General features: G+C 42.4%; 19 protein-coding genes and 2 rRNA genes. 14 read left to right on the forward strand and 7 right to left on the reverse strand.

The window, feature by feature from the left end; all coding sequences use genetic code 11:
- Window positions 1-20: 20 nt before the first annotated feature.
- Window positions 21-737, reverse strand: coding sequence for a ribonuclease PH (rph, locus tag FTT71_RS07050; RefSeq protein ID WP_004974074.1), 717 nt, complete (start codon window positions 735-737; stop codon window positions 21-23).
- Window positions 738-941: 204 nt separating this feature from the next.
- On the opposite strand from rph, the gene FTT71_RS07055 reads away from it, so the two are divergent.
- On the forward strand, window positions 942-1,598 hold the full coding sequence (locus FTT71_RS07055; RefSeq protein ID WP_136144683.1) for a TetR family transcriptional regulator: 657 nt from the start codon (window positions 942-944) through the stop codon (window positions 1,596-1,598).
- Window positions 1,599-1,712: 114 nt separating this feature from the next.
- Here FTT71_RS07055 and FTT71_RS07060 read toward each other — a convergent pair whose 3' ends face one another.
- A complete protein-coding gene (locus FTT71_RS07060; protein ID WP_004974070.1) occupies window positions 1,713-2,333 on the reverse strand; it encodes a thiol:disulfide interchange protein DsbA/DsbL in 621 nt (206 codons plus the stop codon).
- A 181-nt stretch (window positions 2,334-2,514) separates the two neighbouring features.
- Between FTT71_RS07060 and ubiG the strand changes: the two genes are divergently transcribed.
- The 9 genes from ubiG (at window position 2,515) to FTT71_RS07105 (ending at window position 9,468) form a co-directional block, all read left to right on the forward strand.
- Window positions 2,515-3,231 carry a bifunctional 2-polyprenyl-6-hydroxyphenol methylase/3-demethylubiquinol 3-O-methyltransferase UbiG gene (gene ubiG / locus FTT71_RS07065; RefSeq protein WP_004974063.1) on the forward strand — a complete coding sequence of 239 codons (717 nt, stop codon included), beginning with the start codon at window positions 2,515-2,517 and terminating at the stop codon, window positions 3,229-3,231.
- A complete protein-coding gene (locus FTT71_RS07070) occupies window positions 3,228-3,929 on the forward strand; it encodes an HAD family hydrolase (protein ID WP_180160831.1) in 702 nt (233 codons plus the stop codon). The genes ubiG and FTT71_RS07070 overlap by 4 nt, the downstream gene beginning before the upstream one ends.
- 69 nt (window positions 3,930-3,998) lie before the next feature.
- Complete coding sequence (locus FTT71_RS07075; protein ID WP_180160832.1) at window positions 3,999-4,745, forward strand: YciK family oxidoreductase; 747 nt, start codon at window positions 3,999-4,001, stop codon at window positions 4,743-4,745.
- Between the two features lie 207 nt (window positions 4,746-4,952).
- Window positions 4,953-5,372, forward strand: a complete 420-nt coding sequence (locus FTT71_RS07080) for a hypothetical protein (RefSeq protein WP_004974057.1) — start codon at window positions 4,953-4,955, stop codon at window positions 5,370-5,372.
- Between the two features lie 129 nt (window positions 5,373-5,501).
- Window positions 5,502-5,657: a hypothetical protein gene (locus FTT71_RS07085; RefSeq protein ID WP_179990216.1), complete on the forward strand. Its 156-nt coding sequence runs from the start codon at window positions 5,502-5,504 to the stop codon at window positions 5,655-5,657.
- Window positions 5,658-5,903: 246 nt separating this feature from the next.
- Window positions 5,904-6,293, forward strand: a complete 390-nt coding sequence (locus FTT71_RS07090; protein ID WP_154320157.1) for an RcnB family protein — start codon at window positions 5,904-5,906, stop codon at window positions 6,291-6,293.
- Between the two features lie 202 nt (window positions 6,294-6,495).
- A complete protein-coding gene (locus tag FTT71_RS07095; RefSeq protein WP_180038257.1) occupies window positions 6,496-6,879 on the forward strand; it encodes an RcnB family protein in 384 nt (127 codons plus the stop codon).
- 145 nt (window positions 6,880-7,024) lie between these two features.
- Window positions 7,025-8,371 (forward strand): amino-acid N-acetyltransferase, encoded by a 1,347-nt coding sequence (argA, locus tag FTT71_RS07100; protein ID WP_180050714.1) that lies wholly within the window; start codon window positions 7,025-7,027, stop codon window positions 8,369-8,371.
- 419 nt (window positions 8,372-8,790) lie between these two features.
- Window positions 8,791-9,468: a TetR family transcriptional regulator C-terminal domain-containing protein gene (locus FTT71_RS07105; RefSeq protein WP_136144515.1), complete on the forward strand. Its 678-nt coding sequence runs from the start codon at window positions 8,791-8,793 to the stop codon at window positions 9,466-9,468.
- Window positions 9,469-9,547: 79 nt separating this feature from the next.
- Here FTT71_RS07105 and FTT71_RS07110 read toward each other — a convergent pair whose 3' ends face one another.
- Window positions 9,548-10,114, reverse strand: coding sequence for a 5'-nucleosidase (locus tag FTT71_RS07110; protein WP_180160833.1), 567 nt, complete (start codon window positions 10,112-10,114; stop codon window positions 9,548-9,550).
- A 207-nt stretch (window positions 10,115-10,321) separates the two neighbouring features.
- Between FTT71_RS07110 and ribF the strand changes: the two genes are divergently transcribed.
- The 4 genes from ribF (at window position 10,322) to FTT71_RS07130 (ending at window position 15,243) form a co-directional block, all read left to right on the forward strand.
- Entirely contained in the window at window positions 10,322-11,323 is a 1,002-nt protein-coding gene (gene ribF, locus FTT71_RS07115) for a riboflavin biosynthesis protein RibF (RefSeq protein ID WP_104852770.1), read from the forward strand.
- Window positions 11,324-11,389: 66 nt separating this feature from the next.
- Complete coding sequence (ileS, locus tag FTT71_RS07120; protein WP_180160834.1) at window positions 11,390-14,236, forward strand: isoleucine--tRNA ligase; 2,847 nt, start codon at window positions 11,390-11,392, stop codon at window positions 14,234-14,236.
- Complete coding sequence (lspA, locus tag FTT71_RS07125; RefSeq protein ID WP_004974039.1) at window positions 14,229-14,768, forward strand: signal peptidase II; 540 nt, start codon at window positions 14,229-14,231, stop codon at window positions 14,766-14,768. The genes ileS and lspA overlap by 8 nt, the downstream gene beginning before the upstream one ends.
- Window positions 14,761-15,243: a peptidylprolyl isomerase gene (locus FTT71_RS07130; protein ID WP_004974037.1), complete on the forward strand. Its 483-nt coding sequence runs from the start codon at window positions 14,761-14,763 to the stop codon at window positions 15,241-15,243. Before lspA ends, FTT71_RS07130 begins: the two co-directional genes overlap by 8 nt.
- 424 nt (window positions 15,244-15,667) lie before the next feature.
- Here FTT71_RS07130 and FTT71_RS07135 read toward each other — a convergent pair whose 3' ends face one another.
- From FTT71_RS07135 to FTT71_RS07150, 4 genes are all read right to left on the reverse strand, one after another.
- Window positions 15,668-16,837 carry a PQQ-dependent sugar dehydrogenase gene (locus tag FTT71_RS07135; protein WP_154320153.1) on the reverse strand — a complete coding sequence of 390 codons (1,170 nt, stop codon included), beginning with the start codon at window positions 16,835-16,837 and terminating at the stop codon, window positions 15,668-15,670.
- A gap of 191 nt (window positions 16,838-17,028) precedes the next feature.
- A complete protein-coding gene (locus FTT71_RS07140; protein WP_004974034.1) occupies window positions 17,029-18,387 on the reverse strand; it encodes an MFS transporter in 1,359 nt (452 codons plus the stop codon).
- 334 nt (window positions 18,388-18,721) lie between these two features.
- A 5S ribosomal RNA gene (rrf, locus tag FTT71_RS07145) occupies window positions 18,722-18,836 on the reverse strand.
- Window positions 18,837-19,027: 191 nt separating this feature from the next.
- Window positions 19,028-19,130, reverse strand: a 23S ribosomal RNA gene (locus tag FTT71_RS07150); the annotation flags it as partial.

A 19,130-nucleotide genomic window follows, 5' to 3' on the forward strand; every position in this document is an offset into this window, starting at 1 on the left:
AAAACATCAAAAAGCTTAGCTTACCAACCTAAAGCTTGCTGCTGTTTTTTTACCAATTCCTGAATACCTTTTTCTGCCATTTCCAACATGGCATTACATTGCACACGATTAAACGGCTTATCTTCAGCAGTACCCTGAATTTCAATAAATTCACCTGCTTGTGTCATCACCACGTTTAAATCAGTTTGGCAATTTGAATCTTCTTCATAGCACAAATCCAATAACACTTGGTCTTGGTACATGCCCACAGAAATTGCAGCCACCAAACCCTTTAATGGGTCATGCTTAATTTTTTTCTTTTCCAGCAACACATTCATAGCATCAATCAATGCCACTGCTGCACCTGTAATGGCTGCAGTACGGGTACCGCCATCGGCCTGAATCACATCGCAGTCAATGGTAATGGTGTTTTCACCCAGTTTCTTCAAATCGACCATGGCACGCAAGCTACGACCAATTAAGCGCTGAATTTCCTGTGTACGTCCGCTTTGTTTACCACGCGCCGCTTCACGGTCACTACGGGTATGAGTTGAACGTGGCAACATGCCATATTCTGCAGTTACCCAACCTTGTCCCTGCCCTTTTAAAAAGCGCGGTACAGAGTTATCAATACTTGCGGTACACAAAACTTTGGTATGACCAAACTCTACCAACACTGAACCTTCAGCATAGCGAGTATAGTTACGGGTAATTTTTACCTCACGTAATTGATCTAAAGCTCGTTGGTCAATACGCATAATGTGTCCTTATTTTTGGCTCAAATAAATTGCCCGCAAGTATAACAGATGCCACAGCGCAGGTCGCTTTTCCAAAGCTTGACGTGTGCTGTTTCGGTAAATTTTGCCTGTATTTTTACAAAGTGGCTTCATTCATCTTTTAGTATTATCGTGAAACACAGGTTTTTGTTAGACTGCGCGGCACTGGCAGAATCAGGAAATACAATGTCGATTCGGGAAGAACGAAAACAACAAAGTCGTCAGGCAATTATGGAGGCAGTGCTGCAACTCAGCAGCGCAGGACGTGCATTTAGCAGCATTAGCTTAAGAGAAATTTCACGACAGATTGGACTGGTGCCCACCGCATTTTATCGGCATTTTCAAGATATGGATGAGTTGGGGCTAGATTTGGTCGATCAAGTTGCCTTGCACATTAAAGGTATTTTGTATCAGTTGGGACAAGCTTATTTATACCAACCCGATGCACAGACCGAAAAGGCATTGACCCTATTTTTTAAATCTGTCGATCAACATCCACAACAATGGATTTTTTTAATTGCCGAACGCTGGGGCGGTTCGACCATTTTACGGCAAGCCATCGCCCGTGAAATTGATTTTTTAATTGAAGATTTAGCTAATGATTTACAACGGGTCGAAAGCGTACAACATTTTCAGCATGCTGAAGATTTTCACATTCTGGCCAATATTTTAATTAATTTATCGTTAAATTGGGCAATGAGCTGGATTGGTTTAGAACGCCAATTTGAAGCCGAAAAATTACCTGAACAACAGCAGCGTTTTATTCAACAAACCATTACTCAAGTACATTTATTATTTCGTGGCATTTGCCACTGGCAACGTCCGCAGCCTGTCGCAGATTAAACATACAACACACTTTTAACCTGCATTAAAAAAACCGCAATGACGTTGCAATCATTGCGGTTTTTAGCGATGCGCTGCTGATTCAGCCTTGCATCATCTTGTTATTGCATCTGCTTATTTCTTAGCTTTACGCTCTTGATCAACCAAGTAGTTCACTACTTGAATCACTTTGCCGTTATCGCCTTGAACGATATATTTACCATTCACCACCACCGCAGGTACACCTGTCAATTGGTACTGACGCGCCAATTGTTTAGCTTGTGAAATTTTAGAGGTGATCGCAAACGAGTTAAACATGCTGTTAAATTTCGCTTCAGGTACACCATATTTCACAAAGAATTTAGCTTGTGATTGTTGGTCAAAAATTTGCTGACCTTTGTCATGAATGGCATGGAAAAGTGGCAAGTGAGTTTTCTTGCGCACACCCAAAGCTTCAGACACATAATAACCACGTGCATTCATTTCCCAAACAGGATTCATGGCTGCAGGAGTACGCACAAAATTCACATCTTTAGGTAACTGGCGTAACCATGTTTGCATATATGGTTCTAAAGTAAAGCAGTGACCACAGCCATACCAAAAGAACTCACGCACTTCAATTTTACCCGGTACATCAACCTTACCCGGGTTGGCGACAACGCTATAATCTTTACCTGCTACAAAATTTGCCGCCATAGTGCTACCAGAAATAGCAAAGATGGCTGTTGCCAAACTACCTAAAAGGAATTTTTTCATTGCGTTTATAATCCTCTAAATCATTCTGTTTAGTGTATGGCAACACTATAAATCAATTATGCTGATTTCGTTTTCCTTCTGTGAACTTTTTTACAGCTTTTATCGCTTTTTTTAGAATTAACGCTACACTAGGGTTTATATCTATTTTTCCAATTATCACGACCCAATTGAGGTGGCACCCATGTCGCATTTGAATGTTGATCCACAAGAAATTGCCAAATTTGAAGCATTTGCAGCCATATGGTGGGATCAGCATTCCGAGTTCCGTCCCCTGCACATGATTAATCCACTGCGCTTAAACTGGATTGATGAGCACGCAGGCGGCTTGGCAGGCAAGAAAGTGCTAGACGTCGGCTGTGGTGGTGGTATTTTGGCAGAAAGCATGGCTCGTCGCGGTGCCAATGTGCTTGGAATTGATATGGGCGAAGCACCTTTAAACGTGGCACGCCTGCATGCAGAACAAGAAGGCGTACACAATATTGAATATCGCCAAATTCCTGTTGAGCAATTGGTAGATGAGCAAGCTGGTCAATACGATGTGGTGACTTGCATGGAAATGTTAGAGCACGTACCTGATCCGGCCTCGATTATTCAAGCCTGCCAAAAACTGGTCAAGCCGGGCGGTCATGTATTTTTCTCGACCATTAACCGCAACCCTAAATCATACCTATTTGCCATTATTGGGGCAGAATACGTGCTGCGCATGTTAGCCAAAGGCACACACGATTATCATAAATTTATTAAACCGTCTGAATTGGCACACGACATTCGCCAAGCGGGTTTAAAACTTAAAGATATGACGGGTTTACACTACAACCCACTGACTAAACGCTATTGGTTGGCACCTAATGTTGATGTGAACTACATGGTTTACACGGTCAATGAGGCAACAGAATGAAAGCCGTTTTATTCGACCTCGATGGTACCTTAATTGATACCGCTGCAGATTTTATTCGCATCATTCAAGACATGTGCCACGATAAAGGCTGTGAGATTGTGGCAGCAGAAGCCATTCGCACGCAGGTGTCTGAAGGTGCACGGGCTATGGTAAAACTGGTCTATCCAGAACTTGAAGTAGATGACCCTGTATTTCTTGCGCATCGACAACGCTTTTTAGACCTGTACGGCGCTGATATTGCGGTAGAAACCGATTTGTTCGAGGGCATGTATCCACTGCTCGAAGCTTTGGAACAGCATCAAATTCCGTGGGGAATTGTCACCAATAAACCGCGCTGGCTCAGTGAAGCCTTACTCAAGGCACTGAATTTAACTGACCGCTGTGCGGTTTTGGTCTGCCCTGAAGATGTCAGCCACACCAAACCTGACCCAGAACCCATGTATTTGGCAGCCAAACAGATTGAAATTGCCCCTGAACATTGTATTTATGTGGGCGACCATCCACGTGATATTGATGCAGGCCGCAATGCCAATATGTACACCATTCTGGCCGCTTACGGTTATTTACCGTTACAACACAAAGATGACTTAACAGCGTGGCAAGCAGATTGTATAGTGGATTCAGTCGCTGAATTACATACGGTTTTAGACAAATTGGTGCTGCAAGCTGCAACGCAAAACAGCAGTGCCAATGCTTGAATCAGTCCTGTAAAGCGATGACATGAAACTCAACCCATAAGCAATAAGAAATGAACAGGAGGGATGCCCATGAAATACTCAGAATATCAACCTCGCCCCGATCTTCTCAAAGATCGTATTATCCTGATCACAGGTGCCAGTGATGGTATTGGACGAGCGGCTGCCCTCAGTTATGCGCTACACGGAGCAACCGTAGTGCTGCATGGTCGTACCTTAAATAAACTTGAAGTGATTTATGATGAAATCGAAAGTTTAGGCGCACCACAACCTGCTATTTTGCCGCTGCAGCTTTCAAGTGCTTCACCACGAGATTATGAATTACTGGTCGATACCCTAGACAAACAATTCGGACGTTTGGATGGTATTTTGCATAATGCAGGCATTTTAGGCGAACGGACTGAGTTGGCAAATTACCCTGCCGATGTTTGGGATGACGTCATGGCAGTGAATTTACGTGCGCCATTTGTACTCACTCAGGAATTATTACCACTTTTGGCAAAATCGGAACATGCTTCAGTCGTGTTTGCCAGTTCAGGTGTAGGTCGTGAAGCACGTGAACGCTGGGGTGCTTATTCGGTGTCTAAAATTGCAATTGAAGCGGTGAGCCAGTTATTTGCCAAAGAACAGGTGCATCCAAATATTCGCTACAACTGCATTAACCCGGGTGCAACCCGCACTGCCATGCGTGCCAAAGCCTATCCTGATGAAGATCCAAAAACTTTACCTACACCCGATGCCATCATGCCTGCCTATTTATATTTAATGGGCGATGACAGCTTGCACATGAATGGTCAAAGTATTGATGCACAGGATTAGTTCTGTCGTTTGATCCGAAGAAAGGAAGCGCTTGCTTCCTTTTTTATGGACTTAACCTAGCATATTGCCAATTTTTGCACATTGATTTGCGGTAAAATGGCATCGCACAAGCATTTTCAGGTTTCTATCCTGCCTATTTTTGGCAATGCAAAGCCTGATTACCATGCTTCCACATCTCAATTCAACCTCAACGATGCAGAGAGCAACATGACTGAATTAAACAACATCACCGTGACACCACTTGAAGATGGTATGGTGTCTTTACTGATTGATGGTCAGCCTATTTCTGAAAAATATGGCATGAAGTTTGAAGCCAGCATCGTAGATGACATTCAGGCACTCGACAACGGTCAGAAAATCAAACTGTTTGATCAGTTTGTATTTTCACATACCGACCTTAATTTTGAACATGCTTACCACTATGTCACAGGCATTGAAAAACTGGACGATGCCTACAAAGTGGTTAAAAACTTTGTTTATCGTATTAAAATTGAAGGGCAACCTGAAATTGAACACGTGATTAGCAAGCAAGGCGCACCAATGAGTACTGAAGATGTACGCGAATTTATCAATGCACATATTCAAAAATCATTGACCGACTACACCGATTTAAACTACGCCTATTAAGCAAAACTCATGGCAACGGTGGCAATAATCGTTTTATTGGATTGTTTTTATAAAATTATACGGTTTTCCAAATCAATATACATCACCTATGCTTGATGTATCTCCACAACAAGCATTAGGTAAATTGTGATGACTGATATTCAACGTAAAACTGCCGTGATTCAAAGTATTAAAAGCTTGCAATTAGGTCAGCATTTAATTGTGGCTTTGGATGATCGTGAAACAGCCGAATGTGTTGCCATCGCTGTGCAATCTTTACAAGGCTTAACTGAACATTGGAACTAAAGCAGACCATAGCAGTACGCTGCTATGGTGATGTCTCATCCTTTCCTTAGCACAAGAAAAATCATCCCACCCCTATTTTCTGAGCGATAGCTACTAAATTTCGTATTTTGTCGCATAATAGAATCAATACCATGCCGCATCCTGCAGAGCGTATTTAAAAAATTCATGTGCTTTCTTCACAGTTTCTCTGCATTTAATGGTTAAAGTATGAACTGTGATATCAAGATGAGAGAATGAGGGGTTTACATGAAAAAGATTTTGACAGTTCTGGCAATGTCTTTCAGTGCTTTACTAAGCAGCAATTTTGCAACTGCCGCTCCTCAATTTGATCGAGACTCAGCTGACCATCCTCGTAACCAAGCACACAATAAACATGAATTTCGTGCCGATGCAGAAGAGCGTATGCAAGACAAACGCCGCATGCGTGAAGAACGTGGTGTAAAACGCTTACAACAACATAAATGGCAAACGGGTTATGTCATGCCGCAGCATTATCGTGGCAATGGTTATAAAGTCGATTATCAGGAACATAACTTGCCCCGCCCTGAACGCAAACAACAATGGTATAAAATCAACCAAGACTACATTTTGGTCGATGTCGAAAATCACCATATTTTGCGTATCGCAGGTTTATAGACCTACTGTTGTACATACACAATATCTAAATACATAGCCCAAAGCTCACTTTGGGCTTTTTTTATAGAGCGATAGTCCGCTCAGGCTCTCCTTGTTTTCTCCATAAAATTCACAATTCACCTCAATTTCCACCATCATTTATCTTGAGTATTTGACTAATTTGGACACATCTACCCCATATTTAAAACTGAAGGTAAGTCGCATGAAAAAATTACTCAGCACCTTAGCACTGTCTTTAAGCGCAATCATGGCAACATCGGCTATGGCAGCACCCGACCATCGTTATGATGATCGTCGTCATCAAGCGAGTGCCACCTATAAACATCACGACAAGCGTTGGGACAATCCACGTCATCCTGCACAGTGGGAACAAAAGCGTTATGATCAAAAACGCGTGAATCCAAGTCGTGACTGGCGTGTAGGTCAAAACCTCCCACGCGGATATGATGCGAACCGCTACAAAGTCAGTGATCGTGAAGCACGTCGTTTACCCAACACAGGTCGTTATCAGCAGTGGTATAAAGTCAACGGTGACTATGTGCTGATTAATGAGCGCACCCAGCGTATTATTCGTATTATTGGCTAAAACCGTTCAGCCTGAGCTGAAAAATAGCATTTCTCCACAACACCTGAAGCACCATTCAGGTGTTTTTTTATATTTAGTCTTCCGCTGCAGAATTTTTTGATTAGAATCAAAGACAGCACCATCGATCATTACAGCAGGCCAACGAATGACTCCAACTGAAAACCCGCACAGCACAACCTTACAATATGTGCATTGGTTTAGACATTCTGCGCCTTATATCAATGCCCACCGCAATAAAACCTTTGTGATTATGTTCGATGGTGAAGCGGTTTTGCATGAAAACTTTCAGCACATTATTCATGATATTGCCCTACTACACTCGCTTGGTATTCGTTTGATTTTGGTACATGGTGCGCGTCCACAAATTAATCAAAACTTAAAATTCAGCCAAATTGATACACCGTTTCATTTGCAACGTCGTGTCACCACTCGTGAATCTTTATCGTGTGTCATGAATGCTGTCGGTTCAATTCGCCTGCAAATTGAAGCCTTATTGTCGATGGGGCTAGCTAACTCCCCTATGTACGGCGCACGGATTGATGTGGTGTCGGGTAACTTTATCACCGCCAAACCGTATGGCATTCGTGATGGGGTCGATTATCAACTGACTGGCGAAGTCCGCACTGTAGATGTCGATGCCATTCAACGCCATTTAGAAAATCATAATATTGTGTTGCTCGGTCCAACAGGTTATTCCACCACAGGTGAAGTGTTTAACTTGTTGGCTGAAGAAGTGGCAACTAAAACTGCCATTCAATTAAAAGCTGACAAACTGATTTTCTTAGGCGCGCAGCACGGTTTGCAGAATGCCGAAGGTCAATTGCAACGTGAAGTTCATCCGCAACATTTAAATCCATATATTGAAGATGCTCAGCGACATCATCCTGAATTGGCTTTACACTTAAATGCAGCCCAAGATGCCTCATTAAACGGCGTACATCGGGTACATCTCATTTCCTATGCCTACGATGGTGCTTTACTCGAAGAACTGTTTACCCGTGATGGTTCAGGGACGATGGTGAGTGATGCACATTATGAAGAAGTGCGTACGGCCAATATTCAGGATGTAGGCGGTTTGATTCGTTTATTACGTCCTTTAGAAGAAGAAGGCGTGTTGGTATATCGTTCACGTGAGCGTCTGGAAAATGAAATTGGACAATTTGCAGTGATTGAACGTGACGGCATGATTCTCGCCTGTGCCGCCCTGTATCCAATTCCAACCACAGGTCATGAACTCAAGTCTGCCGAAATTGCCTGTGTCGCGGTGCATCCTGCTTATCGTAAATCCAACCGTGGCCGCCAAATTTTGGATTATTTAGAAGATAAAGCCAAAGCCATGGGCATTCAGCAATTATTTATTTTAACCACTCGCACCGCACACTGGTTTCTAGAACAGGGCTTTGCTCCTGCCAGTGTCGATGATTTGCCCGATGCACGTCAGGCTTTATATAACTATCAACGCAACTCAATTGTGTGTAAAAAACGGCTCTAAGTGAGTTTTTTTGACAGGTTGAATGATACTGCACAACCAAAATCCAAACATGTTTCACGTGGAACATGCTGCCGATTAAATCAGGTCATCACACCTATACCTGTCAGCACGACAGTGTAGGGATGATCAAAATTGGCAGCATCCACACCACTGTTTAGTTTTTTTAAATAAAATTGATGCAAGGCAGGAAGAAACTTTACTTTTATCATTTATATAGAAAATTCAAAAAACTTATTCATTCAGTCAGAAAATACAAAAACAAGATACTCCCCCTCTCTAATCATACTTTTCACGGATTTAATAGCTAAACTACAGAATAAACTAAAAATATTTTAAAAATACATCTTTAAAAGATGCACAAGCCTGATGATTTGCCGTACAATTAATAATTCCCTTTTTTCATTGTTTTAAAATTACGAATGGAACAAAAAAAGAGTACACAAAAACGCCATCAGCTTCTCAATGCTGCACTCGACGTATTTTCTTTATACGGATTTAGCGGCGCGAGTTTGGACGAAATCGCACAAATTGCAGAGATGCATAAGTCGAATATTTTCTATTATTATGAAAATAAAGAAGCCTTATATGTTGAGGTACTGACTACAGTACTACAAAAATGGCTGGCACCTTTGCAAATGCTCGAAGCTGAACTCGAGCCTGATGAAGCAATTACCAATTATCTGCTGCAGAAAATTGAGGTTTCACGTACTCAACCGAAAGCATCACGTCTATTTGCATTAGAAGTGATTCAAGGTGCGCCACATATTCAGGAAATTTTAAAAGGCCCTCTGAAAAAACTGGTCAAACGCAAAGCCAAAGTCATTACCATGTGGCAAGAGCAAGGCAAACTGTCTAAACAGATTGATCCTGAATTGCTGATTTTGAATATTTGGGCGATTACCCAAAACTATGCCGACTTTGCAACGCAAATGGAAATGGTGACAGGTAAAACCCTGCGTAACCGCAGTATGTTGCAACGTGTCTTGCAACATACGGTTCACATGATGCTCTACGGTATTATGCCGCGTCAGGACGAAGTGGATGCACCTCAAGCCGCTGTGGTCACTGCCACACCTGAACAAGAATCAGAAGACTAATTGCACAGCACTAACTAAGATACGCACTTTTACTCACGACCCTAGTTAAAACTAGGGTCGTGGCGTTTTGGCAACGATATTATTTAAGACCATGATACAAAGACAATAACTTTTGCGCACCCAATAACAAGTTTTCTTCCCAATCTAAATGTGCTGTATCATTGGCACCATCGGTAATGTATTTCACCGACAGCATTCGCACCCCTAATTTTTTACAGACTTTGGCAATCGCATAGCCTTCCATGTCAACCAACTGACACGGTACTTTGGGCGTACCCGTTTCAAAGCTATCCCCCGTACCACAAATGCCACTTGGCAAATGCTCAAAATAGCGTTCCAAATGAATTTCTGCAGGATGTTCCTGATCCATTGGCGTGACCCCCACCTGAAAACCCAACGGAGAAACATCCATATCGCGCTGCACAAACTGGCAGACTTCCACCAAAGCATGTGCATCAAAATGTGAGCTGCCAGCTGTGCCTAAATTCAATAAAGTTTTACAACCTGTCTTTTGAATCACTTCAAAGGCTTTAAATGCAGCATTGACCTTGCCAATGCCACTGTAATGCACCTGAATCCCAGCCTGCTCAAACAAGCCTTTAGACTCACTGGGCAATGCCATAATTAAAGCGAAATCAGAATTCATCACTATTTACTCGTACAGATCATTGAAACTGGGCACATTAGAAAAGAAAATCTGACGCGGTGCAAATCCAGTTCACCTTTAGCGCTCAAATAGTCGGATTTTGCCTGATTTTCAGATAATTTTTCAGGTTAAAAACACAACAGCAAGACGAAAGCGCGAGAATATGGCAATATATAGCCCTTACAAATTTTCAACTTTCATCCGATCATGCAGCTGCTCCGCCTGAATGCTTTATCTTCAACCACCGACCTCGCCCAAACTGCCGTGACCATTGGCAATTTTGATGGTGTGCATGTCGGTCATCAGGCGATGATTCAACAGCTCAAAGAAGTTGCTGCTATGCAACAACTCAAAACCGTGGTGATGCTGTTTGAACCTCAACCACTGGAATTTTTTAAAGGCTACGATGCTCCACCACGCATCAGCTCGTTGCGGGAAAAAGTCGAATATCTGACTGAATTGGGCATCGACTACATTGCAGTAGCGAAATTTGACAATCATTTCCGCAGTTTAAGCGCCGAAGCCTTTGCAAAACTTTTAAAAGATACCCTGAATGCCTCGCATTTGGTCTTGGGTGATGACTTCCATTTTGGTAAAAACCGCCAAGGCAATAGCGAGTTTTTGCGCAACTATGGCTTTCAGGTCACCAATTTAAACACCATTGAACTAAATGGTGAGCGTGTTAGCTCAACCCGTATTCGTCAAACTTTACAAGCAGGCGATTTGGCACTGGCAGCCAAACTGCTTGGACGCCCATATAGCATTACAGGGCGCGTCCAATATGGCGATCAAATTGGTCGTACCCTAGATTTTCCAACCATTAATGTGCGCTTAAACCGCCATAAACCCTGCTTAAATGGCATTTATGGCGTTGAAGTGGTGTGTGAAACCACCGCTTTAAGTGAAAAAGTCAAACATGATCATCCCGATAAAACGGGTGTTGCAGGCTACAGCCCGAACAGTCTGTTTGGTGCAGGACATGTGGGTACGCGCCCAGCCATCCAACAAGTACAGCCCGAATGGCGATTAGAAGTACATTTCCCCAATGTTTCTGCTAATCTGTATGGCTTATTAATGCGGGTCACATTTTTAAACTATTTACATGGCGAAAAAAATTACCCTTCGCTTGAAGCACTCAAAGCGGGAATTGATGATGATGTTGAAAAACTTCTTGAATTTCGACAAGATCATCCAAATTTCCCTTTTTAATTTACCCTAAATATTTAATGTAAAACGCGTCAGTCCATGGGCTGATTCAACTGGAAGACAACTTGCATGAGCGATAAGCAAACTCCTGAAAATGCAGTGGATTATAAAGCCACGCTAAACCTCCCAGGTACTGAATTTGCAATGAAAGCAAATCTCGCAGTACGTGAAGCGAAATGGTTAGAAGAGTGGTATGCCGACAACATTTATCAGCAGATTCGTGCATCGCGTATTGGCAAGAAAAAATATGTGCTTCACGATGGCCCTCCGTATGCCAATGGTCAAATTCACTTGGGTCACGCGGTCAATAAAGTCCTGAAAGACATTATTATTAAAAGCCGTGTCATGGATGGTTTTGACGCACCCTACGTTCCGGGTTGGGACTGTCACGGTTTACCAATTGAACTTAAAGTAGAAGAAAAAGTGGGGAAGGTGGGTGTAAAAGTCGATGCTTCGACTTTCCGTAAAGCCTGTCGCGAATATGCTTACACCCAAGTCGAATTACAGAAAAAAGACTTCGTGCGTATGGGTGTATTTGGTGATTGGGACAATCCTTACCTCACCATGAACTTCAAGCAAGAAGCCGATATCGTGCGTTCATTGGGTGCAATTGCCAAAGCAGGTCATATTGAACCGGGTCTTAAACCTGTGAACTGGTGTTTGGACTGTGGTTCTGCATTGGCAGAAGCCGAAGTTGAATATGAAGATAAAAAATCCGATGCAATTGATGTCGGTTTTGCTGTGGTCGATTTAGCCGATTTATCTGCACGTTTGGATGTGCAAGTGAATGATGCCACTGACATCGTCATTTGGACGACTACACCGTGGACTTTACCTGCGAACCAAGCCGTTGCATTACATGCCGAAATTGAATACCAATTGGTGAAGGCACGTGCCGATGAAAAAGCACCACAAAACTTTATTTTGGCCAAAGAATTGGTACTGTCAGCAACTGAACGCTATGGCTTTAGCAGCTATGAAGTATTGGCTGACTTCACAGGTGACAAACTCGAAAACCTGATCTTACAACATCCACTGATTCAAGCACGCCAAGTACCTGTGATTTTAGGTGAACACGTGACCGCAACAAGCGGTACAGGTGCAGTACATACCGCGCCTGGACATGGTGTGGACGACTATAAAGTTGGCTTACAATACAACCTAAAAGTTGACAATCCTGTCGGTGGTAATGGCGTATATTTACCTACTGCACCAATCTTTGCAGGCGAACACATCTACAAAGCCAATCCACAAATTATTGCGACTTTGGCAGAAAACAATAAGCTGTGGGCACATCACCCAATCAAACACAGCTATCCGCACTGCTGGCGTCATAAAACTCCAATTATTTTCCGCGCTACACCACAATGGTTTATCAGCATGGATGCCAAAGGTTTACGTCAAGGCGCACTGAATGCGATTGAAAATGAGATCAGCTTTGTACCTGATTGGGGTAAAAACCGTATCCAAGCGATGATTGAAGGTCGCCCAGACTGGTGTATTTCACGTCAACGTACTTGGGGCGTGCCAATTCCATTCTTTGTACATAAAGACACCAACGAATTGCACCCACGCACACCTGAATTGATCGAAGAAGTTGCAAAACTGATCGAGCAAGAAGGGATTGATGGCTGGTACAACCGTGAAGCCAAAGACTTCATTGGTGATGATGCCGAGCACTACAATGCAGTACGCGATACATTAGACGTATGGTTCGACTCAGGCACGACCCACTACGCCGTACTACGTGAGCGTGAAGAGTTACAAGACCCAGCCGATTTATATCTTGAAGGTTCAGACCAACACCGTGGTTGGTTCCAATCTTCATTACTCACCTCAATTGCGATCAATGAACGCGCACCATACAAAGGCTTGTTAACCCACGGCTTTGTAGTGGATGAAAAAGGTCGCAAAATGTCGAAATCGTTGGGTAACATCATTACTCCACAAGACATTATTAAAGACATGGGTGCAGACGGCTTACGCTTCTGGATTGCATCGGCAGATTACCGCTATGAAATGACCGCAGGTAAGGAAATCTTTAGCCGTGCCTCTGACGGTTATCGTCGTATCCGTAACACCTTGCGTTTCTTGTTGGCCAACTTAAATGGCTTCAAACCCGCTACAGATGCACTGCCTGTAGATCAGTTGATTGCACTGGATCAATACATCCTGCAACGTGCCGCAGAAGTACAGAAAACCATTCAGCAAGCCTATGAAGATATGAACTTCCATATCGTGACCAGTGCACTGACCAACTTCTGTATTAATGACTTGGGTGGTTTCTACCTCGATATCATCAAAGACCGTCAGTACACCACCAAAGCAGACTCGCAAGCACGTCATTCTGCACAAACCGCTTTGTATCACTTGGTTCAGGCTTTCGTTCGTTGGATGGCGCCAATCTTAAGCTTTACTGCACAAGAAGCATGGCCGCTAATTCCTGAGCAATCAGAAAAATATGTCTTCACTGCAGAATGGTATGACATTCCAGTGGCTTCTGAAGCTAACATCTTGGCAGAAGCGGAATGGCAAACCCTGATTGCAGTGAAATCTGCCGTCAATAAATTCATTGAAGCAGCACGTACCGCCAAAACAGTCGGTTCCAACTTATCTGCTAAAGTTGAACTTTGGGCGAATGACGAACTCAAAGCCGTATTGGATAAACTAGGCGATGAGCTGCGTTTTGTCCTCATTACCTCACAAGTAATTGTGAATGGCTTTGATGCTGCACAAGGTGAAGCCTCTGATTTAGACGGCTTGAACGTGAAAGTTTCTGCAGCAGATGGCGAAAAATGCGTACGTTGCTGGCATGTACTTCCTGATGTGAATACACATTCTGCACACCCAGGTTTATGCTCACGTTGTATTATCAACCTTCCAACAGGTCAAGGCGAAGAGAGAAAATATGCCTAATCCACAACACAAAAAGGGCTTATTCCAGTTCTATCCACATAATTTATGGTGGGTGGGCTTGTCCATTGTCGCGATTATTCTCGACCAATGGACCAAATGGATTGCAGTATCGCATCTGAATTACGCAGATCCAGTGCCTGTATTGCCCTTTTTGAATTGGACTTTACTGCATAACTATGGCGCTGCCTTTAGTTTCTTGTCCGATGCAGGTGGATGGCAACGTTATTTCTTTACCTCACTGGCAGGTTTAGTGTCTGTAATTTTTGTATTTTGGCTAATGCGTATGCCAAAAAATGTCATCGTACTGCCTTTGGCGATTGCCTTGATTTTAGGCGGTGCGATTGGGAATTTAATTGATCGGGTCAGTCTTGGCTACGTGGTCGATTTTATTCACGTGTACTACAACAACAGCCACTTCCCTGCCTTTAATATTGCAGACAGTGCCATCACACTTGGCACCATTCTGCTGTTAATTGATACGTTTTTCCTAGAAAAGCACCGAATTGAACGAGCGCAGGCGCAACATGACTGAAATTATTAATCCAAATGATGAAACTCGTATTGAAGATGGCTCAAAAGTCGAATTGCACTTTTCTGTCGCCATTGAAAATGGTGTAGAAATTGACAACACCCGTAGCCGCGCTGAACCTGTAAGTTTGGTCATGGGCGATGGCAGCCTATTACCTGGTTTTGAAAAGTCATTATTTGGTTTACGTGCAGGCGACCGTCGTACCGTGAGTCTTCCACCTGAAGAAGCATTTGGTCCATGGAATCCTGAAAACGTACAAACTTTTGATACGGTTAAATTTGAGCAACATCCAGTTGAAGGACACATGATTGAATTTGAAGATAAAGCCAAACAAAGCCTCTATGGCGTGGTGAAATCTGTCAACGATGATGTGACTGAAGTAGACTTTAACCACCCTTTAGCGGGTAAAAATATTACCTTTGAAGTTGAAATCTTTAGAGTGACCCCAGCAGGACAACAAGGTATTAAGTTGATGTAATCAATTTGCATACTTACTGCATCTTTCTGCTGTTCAAATCTCCCAAGTACAAGAAAATGAATTTGGGAGATTTTTTATTGAATAAGATAATTATTAAATATAATCAAATACTTAAAATTAAATAAATCCAGTTTATTGATCTATATTTTACCGATATATCGTTGTACGTTTTAGCTTACATGCACTGCAGAAAATTGACGCTAGGCAAAGATCAGCTTTCATTTTATATTTAACACATACAGAAACAGGATGTTTCTAAAAGCAAGAATAACAATAATAAATAATATAACGGCAGGACGCTGAAAGGTATAACAGGAGTAATACCTAAACATAAATCTGAAAAAGCCCCGACATGATGTTGGGGCTTTTTTCTATTTGTTTTTTATCCTACTTTGAAATAAGTTTAGACCTGAAGAAATTTATTTTATGGAGCCACCAATTTAAGCAATCTGGCAGATTGACCATCTTCAATCACCCAAATATTGCCATCCTGTGCTTGAAGTACGCCACGAATCCGCTGACCCATCTCGATACGCTGTAACTCCCGAACAGGCTGTGCTTGCGTATCCACCACAATAATTGCTTTTGAAGATAAACCACCAAGAATGGCTTTATGCTTCCAGTGTGGAAATACATCTCCCGTATAAAACATCAAACTTGAGGGAGAGATGACAGGCGTCCAATCCAGCACTGGGGCTGTAAATTCAGGACGAGTCGCATGGTCTGGAATTGGCAAACCATTATAATGATCACCGTTCGACACCAACGGATAGCCATAGTTTTCGCCTTTGGCAATCAGATTCAACTCATCACCCCCTTTAGGTCCCATTTCTGCAACCCAAAGCTGCCCTGTAGAATCGAATGCCATGCCTAAAGGGTTGCGATGCCCCAAACTCCAGACTTGCTTGGCAATCTCTCCATGTGTTTGAAATGGATTGTCTAAAGGTGTTGTACCATCTGTATTTAAACGTAAAATTTTACCTAAATTAGATTTTAAATCCTGAGCAGGTTCAAACTTTTGTCGCTCACCAGAACTTATCCATAATTTGCCATCTGCCCCAAACTTTATACGATGCGCATAATGTCCTTGTCCTGATACTTTCGGCACTTGCTGCCAGATTCTTTGAGTTTCGGTGAGTTTTGGCGTGGGTTTAGCATCTAATACAAGCTTGCCCCGAATCACGACTGCACCGTAACCACCCGTACCCACTTCGGCATAACTTAAATAAATCTGCTGATTCTGTTGAAATTCAGGATCTAAAATGACATCACCCAAACCACCTTGTCCGCCATAGGCGACTTCAGGGATAGCTTGAACATCTAAGCTTTGACCTGTTTTTGGATCAAAAAGTTTTAATTTCCCCGCTTTTTCTGTAATTAATAGGCGTCCATCGGGTAATTCTGCCAATGCCCACGGCTCATTAAAATCTGCAATTGGCTGTATTTGATAGCGTTGTAAATTTTGTGCAGAAGTTGATTTTGACTCTAAAGCAGCCGTGTTCTGTTTCGGCTCAACTTGCGCATTACACCCTGTAGTTAAACCCAATACAACTAGACATATAAATCCATAGTATTGCCGATTTATCTTGAGCATCCTAATTGCTCCTCTATTCATTCAATCTTTGCTTGTGCTAATCAAGACATCATAATCAATGAAATGTACCTCGTGCACAGTAGAAATGTAGCGATACACACTTTCTTAATTAAATCTTCTACAAAGTGAATAGGCAAAAAATTAAGGAGCAATGCTCCTTAATTTCAAAGTCCCAAAACACTAACGATCAATTAACTATAAGATCGGCTGGCTTTTTTAACCACGCTTGGCTCACTCACCACCTGTGATGTACTTTGTAAACGAATCAGTGCTACTGCAATTGCACCAATCACTGCAGGAATCGCCACCGCCAAAAAGTTCATTTTATGTGGTAAATCCATGCCCAAAAGTACGCCAATAATAATAGGGCCTACAATCGCACCGACACGCCCCACTGCAGAAGCACAGCCGATACCTGTAGAACGAATCGTAAGTGGATAATACTGAGCAACAAAGCTATACAATAAAATACTGCTGCCAATGGCAGAAGCACCTGCTAAGCCCACCAATAAATAAATCACAGGCTGTGGTGAATTAAAGCCTAGACCCACTAGAGAGAATGCGCCCAATAAAAACATGCCAATAATCACAGGTTTTAAGTGGAAACGGTCTGCTAAAATCCCGCCACTGATGGTTCCGATCACAGCACCAATGTTCATCGCCATTAAGAACATTAAACTGTTACCCAGCGAATAACCTGCTGCCATCATCAGTTTTGGCAACCAACTGCCCAAAGCATAAACCATCAACAAACACATAAAGAAGCAGCACCAAAACAGCAAAGTACTCATGCCACGGTTATTTTTAAATAAGGCTGCAATTGAGGCATCTGCGGTTTGTACTTCATTTAATACAAATTGTGTTTGTGGGCTGATATTTTCTTGTGGGCTAATTTGCTGGACGATGTGACGCGCTTTTTCATGTTGCTGTTTTTTCACCAAAAAAGTTAAAGATTCTGGTAAGAAAAACCACAATAAAGGCAAAATAAGTAACGGTAATCCCGCAATATAGAACATCACTTCCCAGCCAAAGCTAGGCGTCAACCATGCACCAAGTAAGGCTGCCATAATGCCGCCCACGGCATAGCCGCTGAACATGGTGGTAACTAAGGTACTACGCATTTTTTGTGGTGCATATTCAGAGGTTAAAGCCACGAGGTTAGGCAATACCCCGCCAATCCCTAAACCTGCAATAAAACGTAAAATACCAAACTCTGTTGGGTTGGATGCAAAGCCGCCCCAAAAAGTAAAGCCACTAAATAACGTCACACAAATTAATATGACATTTTTACGGCCAATTTTGTCTGCCAACATGCCAAACAGCATGGCGCCAAACATCATGCCTGCCAGTGCCGTACTCGCAAGCATACCTGCCTGTACAGCCGTCATATTCCATTCTTGCATCAGTAGTGGTAAAGCCACACCGTTAATCGCCAAATCATAACCGTCAAAAATAACGACAAATACGCACCAAAGTACAATTTTTAAATGAAAAGGTTTAAACTTTGCTTGATCCACTACAGCATTCACATTCATTGTTGTTGCTGTCATTTTTCCCTCACCTCCAATTGTGAGCTTTTTATTTTATAAAAAATGAATGGTTATTCACTTTTGTATATAAAATGAATCAATATTCACTTTTTGTCTACAGCAAAAACTTAACTCTGGTTAATTTTCTTAAAAACCTAGACTAAAGTTGTAGATAAATTCGACTAAATAGACTTGCAGTAATTTATGATATTTTGATATATGCTATATTTTTCACATAATTTATTATTGTAAATATATTGTTTTAAACTTCTTTCTTCTACTTTTCTTCTTAATATTTTCCTTTCCGTATAAAAAAGCCCCCTTGACGTTTATGTCAAGGGGGCTTTGAATAATGAGCTGGCGATGACTTACTCTCACATGGGTAACCCCACACTACCATCAGCGCGAAGAGGTTTCACTTCTGAGTTCGGGAAGGGATCAGGTGGTTCACTCTTGCTATGGTCGCCAGCACAACTGTTTACGGAGACTTGCATTGGTCTTACTCACGATAGTGATGCACTGCGTTTTCCGAATCTGTAACAGATTGGGCTGTATTGGGTCTGAATTTTATTGTTTAGCGTTAACTAAATCAAGATCAGTCTGAATTGACTGATTGGATTTGAATCGATTGAGCATTCAACCCCAACTGTTTGGGTGTTGTATAGTCAAGCCTCACGAGCAATTAGTATTGGTCAGCTTCACATATCGCTATGCTTCCACATCCAACCTATCAACGTCGTAGTCTTCAACGGCTCTTTAGGAGG

The organism is Acinetobacter sp. YH01004 (genome assembly GCF_013420455.1).
In the GTDB taxonomy this organism is placed as follows: Bacteria; Pseudomonadota; Gammaproteobacteria; order Pseudomonadales; family Moraxellaceae; genus Acinetobacter; species Acinetobacter towneri.

Coding starts and splice junctions, on each gene's coding strand:
- FTT71_RS07130 (WP_004974037.1), top strand. CDS start 14,761: ATGACTGAAATTATTAATCCAAATGATGAAACTCGTATTGAAGATGGC.
- FTT71_RS07140 (WP_004974034.1), bottom strand. CDS start 18,387: ATGACAGCAACAACAATGAATGTGAATGCTGTAGTGGATCAAGCAAAG.
- FTT71_RS07055 (WP_136144683.1), top strand. CDS start 942: ATGTCGATTCGGGAAGAACGAAAACAACAAAGTCGTCAGGCAATTATG.
- FTT71_RS07080 (WP_004974057.1), top strand. CDS start 4,953: ATGACTGAATTAAACAACATCACCGTGACACCACTTGAAGATGGTATG.
- FTT71_RS07095 (WP_180038257.1), top strand. CDS start 6,496: ATGAAAAAATTACTCAGCACCTTAGCACTGTCTTTAAGCGCAATCATG.
- FTT71_RS07105 (WP_136144515.1), top strand. CDS start 8,791: ATGGAACAAAAAAAGAGTACACAAAAACGCCATCAGCTTCTCAATGCT.
- FTT71_RS07085 (WP_179990216.1), top strand. CDS start 5,502: ATGACTGATATTCAACGTAAAACTGCCGTGATTCAAAGTATTAAAAGC.
- FTT71_RS07075 (WP_180160832.1), top strand. CDS start 3,999: ATGAAATACTCAGAATATCAACCTCGCCCCGATCTTCTCAAAGATCGT.
- ubiG (WP_004974063.1), top strand. CDS start 2,515: ATGTCGCATTTGAATGTTGATCCACAAGAAATTGCCAAATTTGAAGCA.
- FTT71_RS07070 (WP_180160831.1), top strand. CDS start 3,228: ATGAAAGCCGTTTTATTCGACCTCGATGGTACCTTAATTGATACCGCT.
- FTT71_RS07090 (WP_154320157.1), top strand. CDS start 5,904: ATGAAAAAGATTTTGACAGTTCTGGCAATGTCTTTCAGTGCTTTACTA.
- ileS (WP_180160834.1), top strand. CDS start 11,390: ATGAGCGATAAGCAAACTCCTGAAAATGCAGTGGATTATAAAGCCACG.
- ribF (WP_104852770.1), top strand. CDS start 10,322: ATGCAGCTGCTCCGCCTGAATGCTTTATCTTCAACCACCGACCTCGCC.
- lspA (WP_004974039.1), top strand. CDS start 14,229: ATGCCTAATCCACAACACAAAAAGGGCTTATTCCAGTTCTATCCACAT.
- argA (WP_180050714.1), top strand. CDS start 7,025: ATGACTCCAACTGAAAACCCGCACAGCACAACCTTACAATATGTGCAT.
- rph (WP_004974074.1), bottom strand. CDS start 737: ATGCGTATTGACCAACGAGCTTTAGATCAATTACGTGAGGTAAAAATT.
- FTT71_RS07135 (WP_154320153.1), bottom strand. CDS start 16,837: ATGCTCAAGATAAATCGGCAATACTATGGATTTATATGTCTAGTTGTA.
- FTT71_RS07060 (WP_004974070.1), bottom strand. CDS start 2,333: ATGAAAAAATTCCTTTTAGGTAGTTTGGCAACAGCCATCTTTGCTATT.
- FTT71_RS07110 (WP_180160833.1), bottom strand. CDS start 10,114: ATGAATTCTGATTTCGCTTTAATTATGGCATTGCCCAGTGAGTCTAAA.